The sequence below is a fragment of the Brevundimonas sp. GW821-FHT02A10 genome, assembly GCF_059422025.1.
Map to the genome: position 1 here is coordinate 134,312 of NZ_JBWKWC010000007.1, position 17,437 is coordinate 151,748.

A 17,437-nucleotide genomic window follows, 5' to 3' on the forward strand; every position below is an offset into this window, starting at 1 on the left:
CACGGTTCAGGCCGCGACAGGCTTCGGCTTGGTCCAGCGGTCAATCAGTCGCTGGGCCGGGCGTTCGACGGCGTTGTGGGCGATGACCGCCAGACCGACGATCAGGGCGAAGATGGCGATGGCGAACAGGTCATTCAGCCAGACCGAGCCGAAGTCGATGCGGCGTCCGTTAGGCAGCCAGTGCAGCTTGCGCGCGATGATCAGCATCACCGTCAGCACGAACATATGGACCATGTAGATGGCGAACGACCAGCGGCCGAGGGTGACCAGGGCCGGGTGGTCCAGCAGGCGCGACACCGCACCGTCCTCACCCGCGAAGACCCAGACCACGCCGATGAAGACCAGGGTCACCGCGACCGTCACCGGTCCCTCGGCCCAGGCGATGAAGAGGCAGCACAGGGCGACGGTCACGACTTCCAGCACCGTGGCGGCGCCCGACTTCAGGCGCGGGATCCGCGTCCAGAGGCCCTGCAACAGGCAGCCGAGGAAGAAGCCATAGACCGCGCGCGGCACGGCGAAGTCATAGGTGGTGTTCATCCAGCGCCTGGCGAACTCGACCACCATGAGGCCGCCGATGACGGCCAGAACGGCCCCGAGCCAGCGGAACCGCTTCGGCGCGATCAGCACCAGAACCGCGAAGATCAGATAGCAGGCGACCTCGGCGCTGAGCGTCCACGAGGGGCCGTTCCATGTCAGGTAGGGGTGGATATGCCAGGCCTGGATCAGCAGCAGATTGGTCCAGATCGCCTCGACCGACCGGTCGCGCGTGAACGGCGTGGCGGCGTCGAAATGGAACCAGACCCTGCACAGCTCCAGCCCGACGAAACAGGCCAGGATCAGGACATGCAGGGGCCAGACCCGGCCCAAACGGCGCACCATGAACCGGCCCGCGTCGCGCGGGCTCTTCAGCCGCTCGGCATAGGCGTGGGCGATGACGAAGCCCGACAGGACGAAGAAATAGTCGACGAACAAGTAGCCGTGCTGGATCAGCGGCCAGTCGCGCCAGTGGCTGGCGACCGGCATGTGGAACATGAGCACGAGGATGGCGCAGACTCCCCGCAGGGAATCCAGAGCCTCGAACCGATGTACGCCTGCCGTTTTCACAGACGCGTGATAACGGGTTCCCCGGCAGGGCGATAGAGGGCGCGGATCAGCCGGTGGTTGAGGCGCTCGCACCCAGCCGTTCGATCAGATGGTCGCCGATCCTCAGCGCATTGGCGACCACGGTCAGGGTCGGGTTTATGGCGTTGGCGGAACAGAAGAAACTGGTGTCGACGACATAGAGGTTGTCGAGCTCGTGAGCCTTGCAGTTCACATCCAGCACCGATGTCGCAGGGTCGGTCCCGAACCGGGTCGTGCCGCACTGATGCGCGGTTCCATAGAGCGGCAGCAGGGAATCGAACTGGAAGTGATGCTGGGAGATGGGGTGGGCGTGGTCGACGAACCCATCGAGCGAGGCCTTCAGGGTCTTCACCAACCGGTCGTGCCCCTCGAGGTTGCCGAAGGTGTAGTTGAGGTTCACCCGGCCGTCGGATCCGACCGTCACCCGGTTGTCAGGCATGGGCAGGTCCTCGGAGATGACCAGCATCGACAGCATCCGCTCGGCCGCCGCGCCGGACAGGGCGTCGGGGATCAGGGCCGGGGGCAGCCAGTCTTCGATCTGACCCTCCAGCGTCTGGCCGGACATGTATTCCAGCAGTTGGATATGGCCCATGGGGAAGTCGTAGCCGCCGGCCGGATCGCCGAAATAGAAGTCATTGACCGCGAGCGTCTTGGGGAAGGTCACCGTCTGGTGCGCTGCCGTCAGGGAGACCATGGCTGTCGAGTTATGGAACATATAGTTCCGCCCGACCTGATCCGAGCCGTTGGCCAGACCCTTCGGATGGGCCGCGTTGGCGGAGGACAGCAGGATCACCGCCGTCGGCGCCGCGCCCGCCGCCAGGGCCACGATGTCGCCGCTCCAGCGCTCTTCGCCCTCGGCCGTTTCGCAGACGATCTCGGTGACGGTCCGGCCCGTGGCGTCGGTCTCCAGCCGCAGCACCTTGCGGCCGGTCAGCAGGGTGACATTGGGCAGGCCCATGATCGGCTCGATGGCCAGGGTCCGGGCATCGCATTTGGCGCGCAACAGGCAGGGATAGCCGCCGCAAGTCTTGCATTTGATACAGGTCGAGGTGACCGGATGGGCCTGATCCAGCTTGACCCCCAAGGGTAAGGAGAAGGGCCTCCACCCCTGCATCTCCCAATGGCCCTTCAGCGCCGCCACGCCGGGGTCGTGGTGCACCGCCGGATACGCGTAGGGCGGTTCATTCCCGACCTCGGTCGGATCGTCGCCGCGATGGCCATGGACCTGCCACAGGGTCTCGGCCTCGGCGTAGTACGGGGCGAGGTCGTCGAGGGTGATCGGCCAGGCCGGGGAGATCCCGCCCGCGTGCTGGACCGTCTCGAAGTCCCGCTTGCGCATCCGCATCAGGGCGGCGCCGTAGAAGGTGGTGTTGCCCCCGACCCAATAGTGGGTGTTGGGGATGAACGGGTGGCCATTCCTGTCGTACCAGTGGTCCTTCGTGCGGTAGCGACGCTCGATGAAGACCGCCTTGGGGCTCCAGTTCTCGGCCTCACGCGGCAGGTGCTCGCCACGTTCGAGGATCAGAATGGACTTGCCGGTCGGGGCCAGTCTCTGGGCCAGGGTCGCGCCGCCCGCGCCCGAACCGATGATGACGACGTCGAAGCGGGAGGTCATGCGTGCACGCTCAGTCCGAGGCCAGATGATACTTCGCCGAGCCCTTCATCAGGGCCCAACGCACGAGACCCTGCGGCAGGGCGCGCATCAGGGCGGCGGCCAGGGCATTGTACCAGCCGGGCACGACGATGACCCTGCGCCGGTCATTGGCCTTGAGCGCCGCCTCGACCACCTGTTCGGGCGTGAGGAACAGCCGGCGCGGAGCCTCGGCCATGACCACGTCGGTGCCGTTGGCCGCGGCGAACCCGGTGGAGACGAAGCCCGGGCTGACCGCCGTGACGCAGATCCCCTTGTCGCGATACTCGGCGTCCAGCGCCTGACAGAAGCTCATCATCAGGCTCTTGGCCCCGGGATAGAGGGTGTGGCCCGCCACGCCGGGGGCGAAACCCGCCAGAGAGGCCGTGGCGATGATCCGCCCGCCGCCGCGCGCGACCATGCCGGGGATGACGCCGTGGGCCAGACCGCAGGCGTTGACGACCAGGGTCATCAGGAAGTCCTGCTGGGCCTTCCAGGGCACGGCGGCGAAGCTCTGGGGGATGGAATAGCCGGCGTTGTTGATCAGCACATCGACGTGGAGGCCCATGGCGTGGACCGCCTCCAGCACCCGGTCACAGGCGCCGAGCTCCGACAGGTCCATCGGCAGGACATGGGCCTCGACCGCATGGTCGCGGGTGATCTTCGCCGCCAGATCCTGCAGCCGGTCAGCGCGCCGGGCGACGAGGACGACGTCATGATCACGCTCGGCCAGGGCGCACGCGAAGGCCTCGCCGATCCCCGACGACGCCCCCGTGATCAACGCCAGGGGCCTGCGGTTCAGGGCGTCTTCGAGGGACATCAGGCGAGCTCCGGCGCGGCCGTATCAGGAGGGCGATTCGACTGTGTCCGCACGGTGGCGCGTGTGCGTGTTCAGCCCGGCTGCCACCCGGATGGGGCCATCTCGAACCCCTCGAACTCGAAGCCGGGCGCCACGGTGCAGCCGACCAGGGTCCAGGCGCCCAGCGACTTGGCCGCCTGCCAGGCGCCGGTCGGGACCACGGCCTGCGGCTGTTCGCCGGCCTTCAGGTCATTGCCCAGTTTCACCAGCCGCCGGGTTCCCCCCGAGGCGATCTCCAGCGCCAGCGGCGCGCCCTCGTAGAAATGCCACAGCTCGGCCGCGTCGACCGAATGCCAGTGCGACTGCTCGCCCTCGGCCAGAAGGTAGTAGATCGCCGTTCCCACCGAACGCCCGTCGACCTCGCGCGGATCGCGGAAGGTCTCACGATAATGCCCGCCCTCCGGATGGGGCTGGAGTTCGAGCATGGCGATGACTTCGGCGGCGGTGAGCATGGGGTGTGAATAGCCGAGTCGCGGCCAAACGCTCAGCGCGGCGTCATGTCGATGACCAAGGCGTCTGTGGCCCCCGGCGCGGGAGCCGGTCGCAGCTCGACCATTTCCGGGCTGAACAGGGCGCCGATGCGGGGTGCGTCTGCAGGGCCCAGCCGATCCTCCATCCTCCGGACGCAGCGGTCCTCGATCCGCCCCGAGCGGCGATTGCCGTGGTGGACCAGGAAGATGTCGAGCCGCTCGGCGAAGTCGAGGCCGGCGCGGGTCGAGCCCGGATTGGCGGCTCTGGAGGTCAGGCGTTCAAGCTCGAGCTCTCGTCCGTCATGGAACCAGACCCAGAGCGACGGATAGATTCTGCCCTTGCTGCCTGTCTCGCAGGAGGCCGTCATGCCGGCGGCGTTGTCGACGCGGTAGAGGACGTCGGCCTCGCCCCAGCGGTCAGAGGTGATCCGGATGTCGTTGGCGCGGACCTCTATCCGTGAACGGCCGCCCCAGAACAGGAGGGAAGCGGCGATGGCGAGGGTGACCGCGCCGACCCACAGTATGGTCCGGTTCGACTTGCCGACCGAGTAGCACCAGACGGGGGCGAGGACGGCGAAACAGAGGGCTCCGACGCCGATCCAGTGCCACAACCCGTCAACAGGCCACCAGCCCAGCACGTCAGTCCGGCCCATCGCCCACGGCGCCGCGAAGAGGCGGGAGAAGGGGGTGAACTGAAGGACAACGACCACCGCGATCGCCGAAACCATCGGTCCGAGCAGGGCTCGCCTTTCAGCCTCCAGAGAACCACCGCCAGTGTTCCATCGCGTAGAGATCATGGCGCGCTCGTTACCTCGACAGCCGCCCTGTGCCCGGTCTCCGCCGTCGAGGCGGAGAGGGGCAGGTTGAGGAAGGTCCAGATCTGGTCATAGAGGCCGTCGCGGGTCAGGGTGGCGTGGTTGGAGCCGATCATCTTCACCAGCCACCGGGGCGTGTGGGCCAAGTCATAGAGGGTGCGCCCCTGTTCGAAGGGAATGACCTCGTCGGCGCTTCCGTGGACGATCAGCAGGGGGATGGTGACGCGGTCGATGATGTCACGCGACCGGTACTGGTCCAGCATCAGCCAGCGCACCGGCAGGAACGGGTAAGCCTTGGCCGCGATGTCGGCGGTGGAGGTATAGGGCGCCTCGAGGATGAGGGCGCGGGCCGGGCGTTCGATCGCCAGCCGCGTGGCCACGCCGGTGCCCAGAGAGAAGCCGTGCAGGACGATGTCTTTCGTCGGCGTCGTTCGAGCCAGCCAGTCGTAGGCCGCGCGGGCGTCGGTGTGCAGCCCTTTCTCCGAGGGCTTGCCGGTAGAGCCGTCATGGCCGCGATATCCGAGGGCAAGGAAGCCGACGCCCTCGTCCGCCATGCGCCGCCAGCGCCCCGACTGGAACGACAGCCCGCCGCCCTGACCGCCCATGAAGAGGATCGTCGGCCGCCCCGGCTTCGGCGCCAGAGACCAGGCGACCAGCCGCTCATGATCAGGGGTGTCGATATGGACGACGCGGATTGGCGGGCCGTCGGCGTCGGGCGTCGGGCTGCCGTGAATGATCGGATAGAGCATCTCCCTCTGGCTGAAGAAGACCGCGCCAACGACGACGGCATAGGCGACTACGACGACGCCAAGCAGGATCGCCCCGGCGCGCAGCCACCACTGCGATCGTTGTGGCGAACCACGGGTCGAGGCCACTCAAATCATCCCTGTACGAGTCATCCCGCGCCGACCTTAGCCGTATTTCACGTCGGCGCGACCGGGAGTTGTCACAGGACGCCGAGCGACCGCAGCCACTGCTCGACCTGTCCCGGCCATTCGCGCGTGATCGGATCGGTGGTCGGTCGCAGGCCGAAGGCGTGGCCGCCCTTCGCATAGAGGCGCATGTCGACCGGCACGCCGGCGTCGTTCAGCGCCAGCGCATAGGCCATGGCCTGACGAACGTCATCGACGGGATCGTCCATGGCGTGGAGGATGAGAGTCGGCGGCGCGTTCGGGCTGATCTTCACCCAGGGCTGGAGTTCGAGGGCGTTGCGGCCCTTGCTGTCGTCCAGGACCCGCGCGGTATAGGCGACAATGGCGAAGTCCGGCCGCAGGGACTGGCGATCCGCCGCATCCGTCACCGGCCGGGTGCGGGCCCCGGTGTTGCTCATGGCCGTCACCAGATAGGCGCCGGCGGAGAAGCCGATGACCCCGACCTTGTGCGGATCGACGCCCCAGGCGCCCGCCTGTTCGCGAAGCAGCCCTATCGCGCGCTGGGCGTCTTCCAGACCCAGGACGACGTCAGGGCGTCGCTGGCGACCGTTCACTTTCGGCCAGACCTGGGGCGTGCGGTATTTGACCATGACGCAGGTCATGCCCTGTCGGACGACCCAGTCGCAGACCTCCGTGCCTTCAAGGTCGGTCGCCACAGCGGCAAAGCCACCTCCGGGCAGGACCAGCATGGCGGCGCCCGTGTTGTGACCCCTGGGCCGATAGACGGTCATGGTCGGGCGGGTGACGTAGCTTGCCCAGTGCCACGGCCGTCCGCCGACTGTCGGCGACCCGTTGCCGGTCGCCTCGGGATGATCGCCGGTGTCGGGTTTGGCGAGCGGGACGTTGTCCGGCCAGAGCGGGATCTGGGTTCCGCCCGCGGTCGGCTGCCACACGCCCTCGCGCTCGACCTTGGGAATTTCGACGCGGACGGAGGAACCGGGGACGGCGTCGCCCTGATGGGTTTGACTGCCCGGGGCAGGCGCGTCGCCGGGATCGGCCCGCTGACAGGCGGCAGCCGCCAGACAGGTCACCATGAGGAGAGAGACGAGGGGGCGTCGCAACGCAATCATCTCGTCTCTCCCCGGGGCGTGATCTAGAGCGCCTTCACGATGCCCTCGACCATCTTCTTGGCGTCGGCGAACAGCATCATGGTGTTGTCGCGGAAGAAGAGTTCGTTCTCGACGCCAGCGTAGCCCGCCGCCATGCCGCGCTTGATGAACAGGACGGTGCCGGCCTTTTCGACGTCGAGGATCGGCATGCCGTAGATGGCCGACTTGGGGTCGGTCTTGGCGGCCGGGTTGGTGACGTCGTTGGCGCCGATGACGAAGGCGACGTCGGCGGTGGCGAACTCGGCGTTGATGTCCTCCAGCTCGAACACCTCGTCATAGGGGACATTGGCCTCGGCCAGCAGGACGTTCATGTGACCCGGCATCCGGCCCGCGACGGGGTGGATGGCGTATTTCACCTCGACGCCCTCTTCCTTGAGCTTGTCGGCCATTTCGCGCAGCGCATGCTGGGCCTGGGCGACGGCCATGCCGTATCCGGGGACGATGATGACCTTGGAGGCGTTCTTCATGATGAAGGCGGCGTCGTCGGCCGAGCCCTGCTTGACCGGACGGGTCTCGACGCGGGCCTCGCCGGCCGGACCGCTGTCGCCACCGAAGCCGCCCAGGATGACCGAGATGAAGCTGCGATTCATGCCCTTGCACATGATGTAGGACAGGATCGCGCCCGAGGAGCCGACCAGGGCGCCGGTGATGATCAGGGCGATGTTCTCGAGCGTGAAGCCGAGCGCCGCGGCGGCCCAGCCCGAGTAGGAGTTCAGCATCGAGACCACGACGGGCATGTCGGCGCCGCCGATGGGGATGATCAGGGTCGCGCCCAGCACCAGGCTGATAGCGAAAATGCCCCAGAAGGCCCAGGTCGTCGTGCCGCCCGAGCCGACCATGATCCCGATCAGCAGGACCAGAACCAGCGCCAGGGAGATGTTGATCAGGTGCCGGGCGGGCAGGATGATCGGGGCGCCGGACATGTTGCCGTTCAGCTTGGCGAAGGCGATGACCGAGCCGGTGAAGGTGATGGCCCCGATGGCGACGCCGAGGCTGAGTTCGATGATCGACTGGACCTTGATCCCGCCCAGACCGTCCGAGATGCCAAAGGCCTCTGGCGCATAGACGGCGCCGACGGCCACCAGACAGGCGGCCATGCCGACGAGACTGTGGAAGGCCGCGACCAGCTGGGGCATGTCGGTCATCTTGACCTTGCCCGCGATCAGGGCCCCGCCGCCGCCGCCCACGATCACGCCCCCGGCCAGCAGAGCCAGGGTGATCGGGTCCAGCGCCCCGGTGAAGCCGAGGGTGAGCAGGGTCACGGCGACGGCGATGGCCATCCCGATCATGCCCATCGTATTGCCCTGACGGCTGGTCTCCGGGCTGGAGAGGCCGCGCAGGCTGAGAATGAAAAGAACGCCTGCGACCAGATAGGCCAGCGCCGCTATGGATGCGTTCATCGCATTCCCCCGAAGTCTCTTGTTTGTCTTGTTGTTTGACCGGTCGTCACTCGTAGTCCCCCGGGCAGGCCGTCCGCGCCAGCCGCCACAGCGCGGCGACGATGAAGAGGGGCGACAGGAAAACCAGGGTCCAGTCGACGGCGTTCATCGGCCGCTCCTGGGCCACGACGCGCACCAGAACGGCCGAGAAGATCAGCACCACGCCGCAGTCCAGAAAACGCAGCTTGCGGATGGCGTTGGCTTCACGAAAGAAGCTCCACGCCCACAGGCCCAGCCCCAGCCCCGTGGCGATCCACGAGACCAGATTGGCCAGATGTGCGGGCGACAGGGTCATGTCAGGTGCGCGTCCCGTCAGCGCGGACGGGGCGCCGCCACAGGCGCAACCCGGTCAGGGCGGTGATGCCGATCAGGGCGATGCTGCCGAAGACCCAGACCCATTCCCCGTCTGCGAAGGCCTGCACGCCCCGCCATACCCACAGCAGGCCGGCGGCCGGTATGACGACCAGAAGCAGGGCGCGCTCCAGCAGGCGGCGCCGCGCCGGCGACAGGGAGCCGCTGAGCACGATCAGGCCGACGACCAGCATCAGACTGAGCGGGATCAGGGCCGTCAGGATCCAGGTGGCGTTCATCAGGCCGCCTTCGCCTCAACGGGCTTGGGTTTTTCCTTCTTCTTGTACATGGCCAGCATGCGTCGGGTGACCATGAAGCCGCCGAAGATGTTGACGCTGGCCAGGGTCACGGCCGCGACGCCGGCGCCCTTGGCGATCCAGGGCGTGGCCCCGGTGTCACCCGCGGTCGCCGCCGCCGCGATCAGGCCGCCGACGACGATGACGCTGGAAATGGCGTTGGTCACGGCCATCAGCGGCGTGTGCAGGGCCGGGGTCACCGACCAGACCACATAATAGCCGACGAAGATCGCCAGCACGAAGATGGCCAGTCGGAATACGGTGGGATCGACGTGTTCCATCAAGATTTTCCTTCGAGCCTTTCGAGGCGATCATCGATGCTGAGCAGAAGGCGCAGCACGGCGCCGATCAGCAAACTCCAGAACAAGACATACAGACCCAAGGTAATCCCGACGCCGGCCTGAGCGAGACGATCTGAAAAGCCCATTGCGCCCGTTGCGCCTGCAATGATCATCAGGACCGCCAGCAGGGGGCCGGCGAACAGAACGATGCCAGCTATGAGCCGCAGGAACCCCTTCAGGAACGGGCTCATCCCCGCACGCCCTCGTGCACAACGGCGCCGCCGTTGGTGACCACGGCCGCCTGGAGGATTTCGTCTTCGAGGTCGAGGCCGACCGCGCCGTCCTTGAGGAACAGGCCGACGAAGGCCAGCAGGTTCTTGGCGTACAGGCTGGAGGCGTCCGAGGCGATACGCCCCGGCAGGTTGGCGATACCGACGATGGACACGCCGTTGGGGGTGACCACGGTTTCGCCGACCCTGGCGCCCTCGACATTGCCGCCAGCCTCGACGGCCAGATCGATCAGGACCGAGCCGGGCTTCATCGTGCCCACCTGTTCGGCGGTGACCAGCACCGGCGCCGCGCGGCCCGGGATCAGGGCCGTGGTGATGACGATGTCCTGCTTCCTGATGTGTTCGCCGGTCAGGACCGCCTGCTTGGCCTGGTACTCCGCCGACATCGGCTTGGCGTAGCCTCCGGCCGTCTGGGCGTTTTTGAATTCCTCGTCCTCGACGGCGAGGAATTTGGCCCCGAGGCTCTCGACCTGTTCCTTGGTGGCGGGGCGGACGTCGGTGGCGGTGACGACGGCGCCGAGGCGACGGGCGGTGGCGATGGCTTGCAGGCCCGCGACGCCGACGCCCATGACGAAGACCTTGGCCGGGGCGACCGTGCCTGCCGCCGTCATCATCATCGGGAAGCCGCGCCCATAGGCCGCCGCCGCCTCGATCACGGCGCGATAGCCGGCAAGGTTGGCCTGGGACGACAGGGCGTCCATGACCTGGGCGCGGGTGATGCGGGGCACGAACTCCATGGCGAAGGCTGTGGACCCGGCACCGGCCAGAGCCGCGACGGTGTCCTTCTCGCGGTAGGCGTCGAGCAGGGCGACGACGATGGCGCCGGGCTTGAGGGCGCTGATCTCCTGCGCCGTCGGGCCGCGCACCTTGAGCAGGATGTCGGCGCCTTCCAGCACTGCGCGGGTGTCGGGTTTCACCACCGCGCCGGCGGCGACGTATTCGGCGTCGGGGAAGGACGACCCGGCGCCCGTTCCCGCCTCGACGGTCACGGTCGCGCCCAGGGCGACGAATTTCTTCACGGTCTCGGGTGTGACGGCGCAGCGCGTTTCGCCTTCACGGCGTTCGCGAGTCACGGCGATGGCGACGGCCAAACGAATCTCCCCAAGTCTTGTTCTTGGAAATCACGTTAGGCTGGAATGGATTGGTCCGTCAAAGCGCGAAAACGGCCTTCCGTAGCGAAAGGCGTGCGCGAAACCCGAGTTGACCGGCAGGACTTGCCGATCGAGGCAGGCCGCTGCGCCTAGGCCTCAGTGGGCCTTCTTCGAGCCCGACTTCAGCCAGAAGGCGCCGGCCGTGAACAGGATCACGCCGAGGATGAGGCCGACCAGGATGTTGCCGCCCGGACGGAAGGCCATGACCAGGGCCAGCAGCAGGGCCGCGATGCCCAGCGAACCCCAGCTGAACATGGCCTGGACCAGCTTCCAGGTCGCGGCCTGTTCGCCGATGGCCATGGAGCCGTGCTGATAGGCGTCAGCGCCGTGGTCGTCGTGATGCGGGTCGGCCATGAGGTCTGCGTCCGGAAGAGTCGGTGGTTTCCGACTTATAGCGCGGCTTGCGCCGGGCTCAAGCCACAGTCTCGCCATGCCCCCTGACGGTCAGAAGGTCGCCTCGAACTGATCGACCAGCCGCTCCAGCCGGCCGCAACCGATGGTCCAGAAGGCCGGGTCGCGCGGATTGAGGCCGAAGGGCTTGAGCGCCTCGTCATAGGTCCGGGTCCCGCCGCCGGCGAGGAGCTCGCGGTACAGGGGCGTGAAGGCGGCCGGGTCCTTGCGCCGCGTCTCCATCAGGGCCGCCACCAGCAGGTCGCCGAAGGCATAGGCGTAGACGTAGAAGGGCGAGTGGACGAAGTGGCTGACGTAGGACCACCAGTGCTCATAGCCGGGGTTCAAGATCACCGCCGGGCCCAGTGACGCGCTCATCTCCTCGAGCCAGATCTGGCCGATGCGATCTGCCGGGACCTCGCCCGAGGCGCGCTCGTCGTGGAAGCGGGTCTCGAAGCGGTGGAAGGCGATCTGGCGGACCACGGTGTTCAGCCCGTCCTCGATCCGCCCGGCCAGCAGACCGCGCTGCTCCGACTTCGGGGCGGTCGCCAGCAGCCGGTCGAAGGTGAGGCCTTCGGCGAAGATGGAGGCGGTCTCGGCCAGTGTCAGGGGCGTATCGGCCAGAAGCGTGCCCCTGTCGGCCGCCAGGGTCTGGTGAATGCCGTGGCCCAGCTCGTGCGCCAGGGTCAGGACGTCGCGCCGCTCGCCCATCCAGTTCAGGAAGACATAGGGGTGGCGGTCGGCGGTGACCGGGTGGGCGTATGCGCCCGACTGCTTGCCGGGGCGGGCGCGGCCGTCGATCCACGGATTGTCGAAGAAACGGTTGGCCCGGTCGGCGAACTCGGGGCCGAGATCGCCGAAGCTGTCCAGCACCATGGCCTTGCCCTGCAGCCAGTCGAAGCCGCGGGGGGCAGAAGTGTCGAGCGGGGCGTTGCGGTCCCACTGGTCCAGCGTCGCCTTGCCCATCGCCTTGGCCTTCAGCGCGTAATAGCGGTGCGAGAGATTGGGATAGGCGGCCGCGACGGCCTCGGCCATGGCGTCGACCGCCTCACCGTGAACCTCATTGGCGAGGTGGCGGGCGTCGGCGGGGCGTTTGAAGCCGCGCCATTTGTCCTCCAGCGCCTTGTCGGCTGCGATGGTGTTCATGACCAGGGCCATGGTCGAGGTGCGGGCCCCGAGCGCCTCGCTCAGCCCCTCCGCCGCCGCCTTGCGCTTCGCGGCCTTGGGATCGGACAGCCGGTTCAGGGCCTCGGCCAGGGTCAGCTTCTCCTTGCCGACGTCAGCCCTCAGCGCGGCCAGGGTCTCGTCGAACAGCCGGCTCCACTGGGTGGAGATCGGGCCGTGCTCGGCGAGGTAGGTTTCCAGCTCCTGCGACAGCTCGTGCGGCTTCATCGCCCGCACCCGCCGCAGCCAGGGCCGCCAGTTCGCAGCGCCTTCATCGGCGAGAAGCGCGGCCTCGATCTCCGCATCCTCCAGCTGGTTGATCTCCAGCGTCAGCCAGACCGTGGGGGTAGCGATGGCGGTCATCTTCTCGCGGATATCGGCCTCGAAGCCGTTGGCCTCGGCGTCGTCGCGCGCCGTCGAGGCGGCGAGGAAGGCATAGGCGCCCAGACCGCCCAGAGCGTCGGTCGCCTGTTCATAGAGGCCAATCGCCTTGTCCAGCAGGCCGCCCAAGGCCTTGGGCTCGGCGCGCGCCGCGATCAGCGTGCCCTGCAGGGCGTTCAGCTCCGCCACGGCGGCCCGTCCCTTGTCGAGGTCGGCGCCGATGCGCGTGTCCGTCCGTGAGGAATAGAGGTCCGACAGGTCCCAGAGCGGGGCTTCGGTCGAGGGGGCGGCGGGAGTTTTGAAAGGCGCGTTCATGCCTTCAACAGTGGGGACGTCCGCCGCCCGAGGCAACCGTCCTCAGGCCGCCATTCGCCACAGCAGGCTGTCGTCGGTGGCCTCGGAGAAGCTGCGGGCCTCGTCCCACATCGCGTCTTCCTCGGAGTAGCGGGCGCTCGCCGAGGCGGAGATGACGTCGATGACCTGTTCTTCCAGACGGTCCCAGATGATGGCGAGGTCGCCGCAGCCCTCGGCCTCGCACGGGACGATCATGTAGCGGCTGGCGTTGACGGCGGCGTGAGGAGCGAAGTGGGCCATGGTCGTTTCCTTTGAGCGTTGCCCTGAGGGCGGTGTCTGAGGGGCGGTGTCTTGCCGATGATGGACAATGCAACGGCGTTGCGCCAAAATCGGACGTATCGTTCAGGAGGCCCGCGATGCGACACGACAAGGCGATGATGGTCATCGAACTGGCCCGGCGCATGGCCGCCTCGGCGGAGGGGCTGACCCTCGACGAGATGGCGCGCGAGAGCCGGGTCGGGCGGCGTACGGCCGAGCGGCTGCGCGACGCAGTGTTGATGCTGTTCCCGGCCGTAGAGGAGGTCAGCGACCCGCCGACCAAGCGCTGGCGCATCCGCGGCGGTCTGTCGGCCTTCGAACAGGCGCCGACCACGACTGAGCTGGTCGAGCTGACCAAGGCCGCGCAGGGGCTGAGGGCGACCGGGGAGGCGGGCCGGGCGATCGCGCTGGAAGGTCTGGAGCGCAAGCTGAAGTCGGCCATGCGCTCGACGACCCTGAACCGGCTGGCACCCGATCTGGAGGCGCTGGTGCGGGCCGAGACCATCGCGGTGCAGGCAGGTCCGCGCCCTTCGGCGGACGAGAGCGTGCTGGCCACCATCCGGGGCGCGGTGCTGGCGCAGCAGCCGCTGGGCTTTACCTATGCCCGCCCGGGCGCCGAGCCGCGCCGGCGCAGCGTCGCCCCCTGCGGCGTGATGTTCGGCCGCGCCAACTATCTGGTCGCAGCGGATCGGGAGAGCGGGCGCATCCAGACCTTCCGGCTGGACCGGATGAGCGCGGTCGAGGCCCAGGACGGCGTCGCCCCGCCGCCCGTCGACTTCGACCTCGCCGTCTTCGCCAGCCAGTCCTTCGGCATCTATCAGGACGAGATCGAGGAGGTGGTGCTGCGCGTCTCGCCCGCCGGCGCCGCCGAGGCCCGGTCGTGGCGCTGGCATCCGACCCAGACGCTCGAAGACCAGCCGGACGGCGGCGTTATCGTGCGGTTCCGCGCCTCGGGCATGCGCGAACTGGCCTGGCACCTCTTCACCTGGGGCGAACAGGTCACGATCGTCGCCCCACAGCGGCTGAAGGCGACCATGGCCGGGGAACTCGCGGCGGCCCAACGGGCTTTGGAAGCCGCGCCCTGATCAACCGGCCTCGTTCCGGCCCCGGGGATTAGCAAAGCTTAAGGTGACGGTTCGTGAGCGCGCCGGTATCCGCGTTATCGACCCTCGGAGGCCCCATGCGATCCATCGCCGCTCTCTCTGCCTTGATACTCCTGACAGCCGGTTGCGCCGCCGCGGCGCCCGCGTCCGCTCCGGCCGCCCAGGGTATGATCACGGAGCCGGTCAGGGCCTCGGTGCTGCGCGACGGCGACCGCTGGACGGTCGACTATCAGTTCAACGACAGCGCGCCGGTCTGGGTCTTCCAGCGTTCGGCCCTGCTGCGCGTCGGCCGTCAGCCCTGGCGGCCGCAGTGGTGGTCGGTGGAGACGCCCGGAGTCGTGCTGGAGCGTCAGGGCCGCTATGACGTGCTGCGCATGGCGAACGGCGGTCCGGTGCCGCGTGAGGTCCGCATCGTCATGCATCCGCGCGCCGGGGATCTTGAGGCCGACTACGACCCGGCCCTGATCTTCACCGACGGCACGGTCGCCCTCTATTCCGGCCAGTTCGACGTCATGCCCATGGCCTCGGTCGAGGCCGTCCGCGCCCTGCCGCTGGATCTCAACGGCGTCGACCTGCCCAACAGCGATCCGGCAGAGGTGCGCTGGAAAGATGCGGCGGGCCCGGTCCTGTTCAAGGGGGAGCGGGTGAACGCCCCCGTCGCGGCCAAGGCCGACACCTATGTCCTGTTCGGCGAGGCCAGCATTCGCCAGAACACGGGCGTCACCACCGTCATCGATCCGGGCCTGCCGCACTGGCTCGGCGAAGAGCTGGGCCGGTTCACGCCGCAGGTCATGCAGGTCTATGAGCGGCGGCTGGGGGAGAGCCGGGGCGGCCTCCCGACCCTGATGGTCAGCTGGACCGGGCCGACGGAGCACGTCTCCAGCATGGGCGGCAGCGTCCTGCCGGGGCTGATCTCGATGAATTTCGAGGGGGAGGGGGTGCTCGATCCCGACGCCGCCGCCCTGTCGCGCGCCCGCTGGTTCATCGGCCATGAGAGCGCCCACTTCTGGCTCGGCTCCAACGGGCTGAAGTATCAGTTCGCCCGCGAGGCCTGGATCACCGAGGGCGGCGCCGATCTGATGGCCGTGCGCGCCATCCAGTCCATCGATCCGACCTATGACTCCCGCGCCGAGCTGCAGCGCGAGGTCGACGACTGCGTGCGGCTGGCCGCCGGCAAGCCCATCGCCACGGCCGGCGAGCGCGGCGACAACCGCGCCTACTACGCCTGCGGGGCTGTCTGGAGCATGGCCTATGAAGCGGCGCGCAAGGCCCGGCGCGGCGGCGACTTCATCGATGTCGTCGCCGACTTCCAGCGCGATTACGGCGAGGACGGAACCCTGACCCGCGAGGAGTGGCTGTCCGGCCTGACCCGCGTCGCCCGCGATCCGTCCCTGAGGCTCAGCATCGAACAGATGCTGGATCAGGGCGTCGCGGATCCCACGGTTCCGATCGGCCGGTTGTTCGACAGGACGGGCGTGGCCTACCGGCTGGTGGACGGAAAGATCGTGCTCTCCTAGGCGCCGGAGAACGGATAGGGGCTAACCGACTTTGACCAGTCGTCCACTGTCAGGGGGCGATCGACCGGCGGGGCGGCGCGTTCGGCGCAGGGGTGGCGGTGGCACAGGCGGCAGGCCGGGCCGATGGGAGTGACCTCGGGATTCTGCAGGTCCAGGCCCCGGGCGTAGATCAGCCGGTGGGCGTGGCGCAGTTCGCAGCCCAGGCCGACGGCGAGGTCGGCGCCCTCGGAGAAGGCGTCGTGGCCCTGACGGTCGACGGTGCGCGCCAGGGTGAACCAGCGGCCGCCGGGTTTGCCGTCCTGGGGCGGGGTCTCGATGATCTGGGTGATAATCCGGCCTGGCGTGCGGAAGGCCGAATGCAGCCGCCAGCGCGGGCAGGCGCCGCCAAAGCGCGAGAAGGGAAAGCCCGCCGCAGCATAGCGCTTCGAAATATTGCCCGCCTGATCCACCCGCATGAGGAAGAAGGGCACGCCCCGCGCCGTCGGCCTCGAGAGCGTCGTCAGCCGATGCGCCGCCTGTTCGAAGCCGACGCCGAACCGCGCCTGCAGTCGGGCGAGGTCATAGCCGGTCTCCTCCGCCGCCCTCTGGAAGGGGCCGTAGGGCATCAGAACGGCGGCGGTCAGGGTGTTGGTCAGGGAGACCTTGAGCAGATCGCGGCTGACGGCGTCGGGCATGTCTGCGGCGTCGGCGATCGCGGCGAGTTCGGCCTCATGCTCGGCCAGGACCAGCTGATAGACCACGGCGAAGGCGCGTGAGGCGGGGCCGAGGGTCTCGGACACCAGCAGCCGACGGCGGTGCGGGTCGAAGCGGCGGGTCCATTCGACCATGACCTCGGCCGGCATGACCTTGACCGTCAGATTGTGCCGCTCGGCCAGCCGGGCGCGGGCCAGGATCTCGACGCTGTCGCCGGTCGCATTGGCCGTCAGGGCCGCGTGCAGGGCCTCGCCCAGCGTATCCAGCTCCGGAAAGTGGTTCTGACGGGCCTGGATCCAGTCGCGGACCCGATCGGCGGGCGTGTCCTCCAGCCCCGCGCCGCCGCGCTCGGCCTCGATGCGGTCGCGGGCGCGGCGGTCGGCGAAAGCACGGTAGAGGCGCAGCATGGCGTCGGCGGCGGCGGGCGCCTCGTCGGCCAGTTGCAGGATCTCGTGACGCGGCACGCTGAGGCCCAGAAACAGGGGATCGGCCAGAAGCTCGGTCAGCTCGGCCTCGGAGGCATGGCCGTCCGGCGAGTTCAGCCGGCGCAGGTCGACGTCATAGGTATCCGCCAGACGCAGCAGCAACTGGGCCGAAACGGGCCTCTGGTTGCGCTCGATATGGTTCAGATAGCTGGGCGAGACGCCGAGGTCGGCGGCCATCGCCGTCTGGGTCAGGGCGAGCTCGCGCCGCAGCCGCTTCAGCCGGCCGCCGAGGAAGAGTTTGTGATCGACCGCGGCGTCCATCCGCGCAGGATGTCACATCATGACAGAAAGGCAAGAGTCACATCATGACAAGATGACTTCGCTATGACTGGTGCGGCGGTATCAAT

Annotated in this window: 19 protein-coding genes; 2 read left to right on the forward strand and 17 right to left on the reverse strand. The window is 68.2% G+C overall.

What is annotated here, in order from left to right; genetic code table 11:
* Positions 1–6: 6 nt before the first annotated feature.
* The 16 genes from AC07U0_RS16820 to AC07U0_RS16895 form a co-directional block, all read right to left on the reverse strand.
* Entirely contained in the window at positions 7–1,176 is a 1,170-nt protein-coding gene (locus tag AC07U0_RS16820; RefSeq protein WP_494721124.1) for an acyltransferase family protein, read from the reverse strand.
* Positions 1,151–2,737 carry a GMC oxidoreductase gene (locus AC07U0_RS16825; RefSeq protein ID WP_494721125.1) on the reverse strand — a complete coding sequence of 529 codons (1,587 nt, stop codon included), beginning with the start codon at positions 2,735–2,737 and terminating at the stop codon, positions 1,151–1,153. Before AC07U0_RS16825 ends, AC07U0_RS16820 begins: the two co-directional genes overlap by 26 nt.
* Positions 2,738–2,747: 10 nt before the next feature.
* Positions 2,748–3,572 carry an SDR family NAD(P)-dependent oxidoreductase gene (locus AC07U0_RS16830; RefSeq protein ID WP_494721126.1) on the reverse strand — a complete coding sequence of 275 codons (825 nt, stop codon included), beginning with the start codon at positions 3,570–3,572 and terminating at the stop codon, positions 2,748–2,750.
* A 71-nt stretch (positions 3,573–3,643) separates the two neighbouring features.
* Positions 3,644–4,063: a cupin domain-containing protein gene (locus AC07U0_RS16835; protein WP_494721127.1), complete on the reverse strand. Its 420-nt coding sequence runs from the start codon at positions 4,061–4,063 to the stop codon at positions 3,644–3,646.
* A gap of 32 nt (positions 4,064–4,095) precedes the next feature.
* Complete coding sequence (locus tag AC07U0_RS16840) at positions 4,096–4,791, reverse strand: hypothetical protein (RefSeq protein ID WP_494721128.1); 696 nt, start codon at positions 4,789–4,791, stop codon at positions 4,096–4,098.
* 83 nt (positions 4,792–4,874) lie between these two features.
* The gene (locus AC07U0_RS16845; protein WP_494721129.1) at positions 4,875–5,771 is read right to left on the reverse strand and encodes an alpha/beta hydrolase; all 897 of its coding nucleotides are present in this window, start codon (positions 5,769–5,771) and stop codon (positions 4,875–4,877) included.
* 71 nt (positions 5,772–5,842) lie between these two features.
* Positions 5,843–6,889 carry an alpha/beta hydrolase gene (locus AC07U0_RS16850; RefSeq protein WP_494721130.1) on the reverse strand — a complete coding sequence of 349 codons (1,047 nt, stop codon included), beginning with the start codon at positions 6,887–6,889 and terminating at the stop codon, positions 5,843–5,845.
* Between the two features lie 32 nt (positions 6,890–6,921).
* A complete protein-coding gene (locus AC07U0_RS16855; protein ID WP_494721131.1) occupies positions 6,922–8,337 on the reverse strand; it encodes an NAD(P)(+) transhydrogenase (Re/Si-specific) subunit beta in 1,416 nt (471 codons plus the stop codon).
* Between the two features lie 46 nt (positions 8,338–8,383).
* Positions 8,384–8,671: a hypothetical protein gene (locus AC07U0_RS16860; protein WP_494721132.1), complete on the reverse strand. Its 288-nt coding sequence runs from the start codon at positions 8,669–8,671 to the stop codon at positions 8,384–8,386.
* A 1-nt stretch (position 8,672) separates the two neighbouring features.
* Positions 8,673–8,966 (reverse strand): hypothetical protein, encoded by a 294-nt coding sequence (locus AC07U0_RS16865; RefSeq protein WP_494721133.1) that lies wholly within the window; start codon positions 8,964–8,966, stop codon positions 8,673–8,675.
* Positions 8,966–9,304, reverse strand: a complete 339-nt coding sequence (locus AC07U0_RS16870) for a proton-translocating transhydrogenase family protein (protein WP_494721134.1) — start codon at positions 9,302–9,304, stop codon at positions 8,966–8,968. Before AC07U0_RS16870 ends, AC07U0_RS16865 begins: the two co-directional genes overlap by 1 nt.
* Positions 9,304–9,555: a hypothetical protein gene (locus AC07U0_RS16875; RefSeq protein ID WP_494721135.1), complete on the reverse strand. Its 252-nt coding sequence runs from the start codon at positions 9,553–9,555 to the stop codon at positions 9,304–9,306. The genes AC07U0_RS16870 and AC07U0_RS16875 overlap by 1 nt, the downstream gene beginning before the upstream one ends.
* On the reverse strand, positions 9,552–10,685 hold the full coding sequence (locus tag AC07U0_RS16880; protein WP_494721136.1) for a Re/Si-specific NAD(P)(+) transhydrogenase subunit alpha: 1,134 nt from the start codon (positions 10,683–10,685) through the stop codon (positions 9,552–9,554). The genes AC07U0_RS16875 and AC07U0_RS16880 overlap by 4 nt, the downstream gene beginning before the upstream one ends.
* Before the next feature lie 156 nt (positions 10,686–10,841).
* Positions 10,842–11,099 (reverse strand): aa3-type cytochrome c oxidase subunit IV, encoded by a 258-nt coding sequence (locus AC07U0_RS16885; RefSeq protein WP_494721137.1) that lies wholly within the window; start codon positions 11,097–11,099, stop codon positions 10,842–10,844.
* A gap of 90 nt (positions 11,100–11,189) precedes the next feature.
* Positions 11,190–12,995, reverse strand: coding sequence for a M3 family oligoendopeptidase (locus AC07U0_RS16890; protein ID WP_494721138.1), 1,806 nt, complete (start codon positions 12,993–12,995; stop codon positions 11,190–11,192).
* Positions 12,996–13,037: 42 nt separating this feature from the next.
* A complete protein-coding gene (locus tag AC07U0_RS16895) occupies positions 13,038–13,274 on the reverse strand; it encodes a hypothetical protein (RefSeq protein ID WP_494721139.1) in 237 nt (78 codons plus the stop codon).
* Between the two features lie 116 nt (positions 13,275–13,390).
* On the opposite strand from AC07U0_RS16895, the gene AC07U0_RS16900 reads away from it, so the two are divergent.
* Both AC07U0_RS16900 and AC07U0_RS16905 read left to right on the forward strand, forming a co-directional pair.
* A complete protein-coding gene (locus AC07U0_RS16900; RefSeq protein WP_494721140.1) occupies positions 13,391–14,377 on the forward strand; it encodes a helix-turn-helix transcriptional regulator in 987 nt (328 codons plus the stop codon).
* A gap of 95 nt (positions 14,378–14,472) precedes the next feature.
* A complete protein-coding gene (locus AC07U0_RS16905) occupies positions 14,473–15,912 on the forward strand; it encodes a hypothetical protein (RefSeq protein ID WP_494721141.1) in 1,440 nt (479 codons plus the stop codon).
* Here the strand turns inward: AC07U0_RS16905 and AC07U0_RS16910 are convergent.
* Positions 15,909–17,351 carry a helix-turn-helix domain-containing protein gene (locus AC07U0_RS16910; RefSeq protein ID WP_494721142.1) on the reverse strand — a complete coding sequence of 481 codons (1,443 nt, stop codon included), beginning with the start codon at positions 17,349–17,351 and terminating at the stop codon, positions 15,909–15,911. The two genes, AC07U0_RS16905 and AC07U0_RS16910, sit on opposite strands and share 4 nt — an antisense overlap.
* Positions 17,352–17,437 lie beyond the last annotated feature (86 nt).

Bases quoted from the DNA above. Each gene is read 5' to 3' on its own strand.
- AC07U0_RS16825 (WP_494721125.1), bottom strand. From the start codon at position 2,737: ATGACCTCCCGCTTCGACGTCGTCATCATCGGTTCGGGCGCGGGCGGC.
- AC07U0_RS16830 (WP_494721126.1), bottom strand. From the start codon at position 3,572: ATGTCCCTCGAAGACGCCCTGAACCGCAGGCCCCTGGCGTTGATCACG.
- AC07U0_RS16835 (WP_494721127.1), bottom strand. From the start codon at position 4,063: ATGCTCACCGCCGCCGAAGTCATCGCCATGCTCGAACTCCAGCCCCAT.
- AC07U0_RS16855 (WP_494721131.1), bottom strand. From the start codon at position 8,337: ATGAACGCATCCATAGCGGCGCTGGCCTATCTGGTCGCAGGCGTTCTT.
- AC07U0_RS16860 (WP_494721132.1), bottom strand. From the start codon at position 8,671: ATGACCCTGTCGCCCGCACATCTGGCCAATCTGGTCTCGTGGATCGCC.
- AC07U0_RS16865 (WP_494721133.1), bottom strand. From the start codon at position 8,966: ATGAACGCCACCTGGATCCTGACGGCCCTGATCCCGCTCAGTCTGATG.
- AC07U0_RS16870 (WP_494721134.1), bottom strand. From the start codon at position 9,304: ATGGAACACGTCGATCCCACCGTATTCCGACTGGCCATCTTCGTGCTG.
- AC07U0_RS16875 (WP_494721135.1), bottom strand. From the start codon at position 9,555: ATGAGCCCGTTCCTGAAGGGGTTCCTGCGGCTCATAGCTGGCATCGTT.
- AC07U0_RS16885 (WP_494721137.1), bottom strand. From the start codon at position 11,099: ATGGCCGACCCGCATCACGACGACCACGGCGCTGACGCCTATCAGCAC.
- AC07U0_RS16890 (WP_494721138.1), bottom strand. From the start codon at position 12,995: ATGAACGCGCCTTTCAAAACTCCCGCCGCCCCCTCGACCGAAGCCCCG.
- AC07U0_RS16895 (WP_494721139.1), bottom strand. From the start codon at position 13,274: ATGGCCCACTTCGCTCCTCACGCCGCCGTCAACGCCAGCCGCTACATG.
- AC07U0_RS16900 (WP_494721140.1), top strand. From the start codon at position 13,391: ATGCGACACGACAAGGCGATGATGGTCATCGAACTGGCCCGGCGCATG.
- AC07U0_RS16905 (WP_494721141.1), top strand. From the start codon at position 14,473: ATGCGATCCATCGCCGCTCTCTCTGCCTTGATACTCCTGACAGCCGGT.
- AC07U0_RS16910 (WP_494721142.1), bottom strand. From the start codon at position 17,351: ATGGACGCCGCGGTCGATCACAAACTCTTCCTCGGCGGCCGGCTGAAG.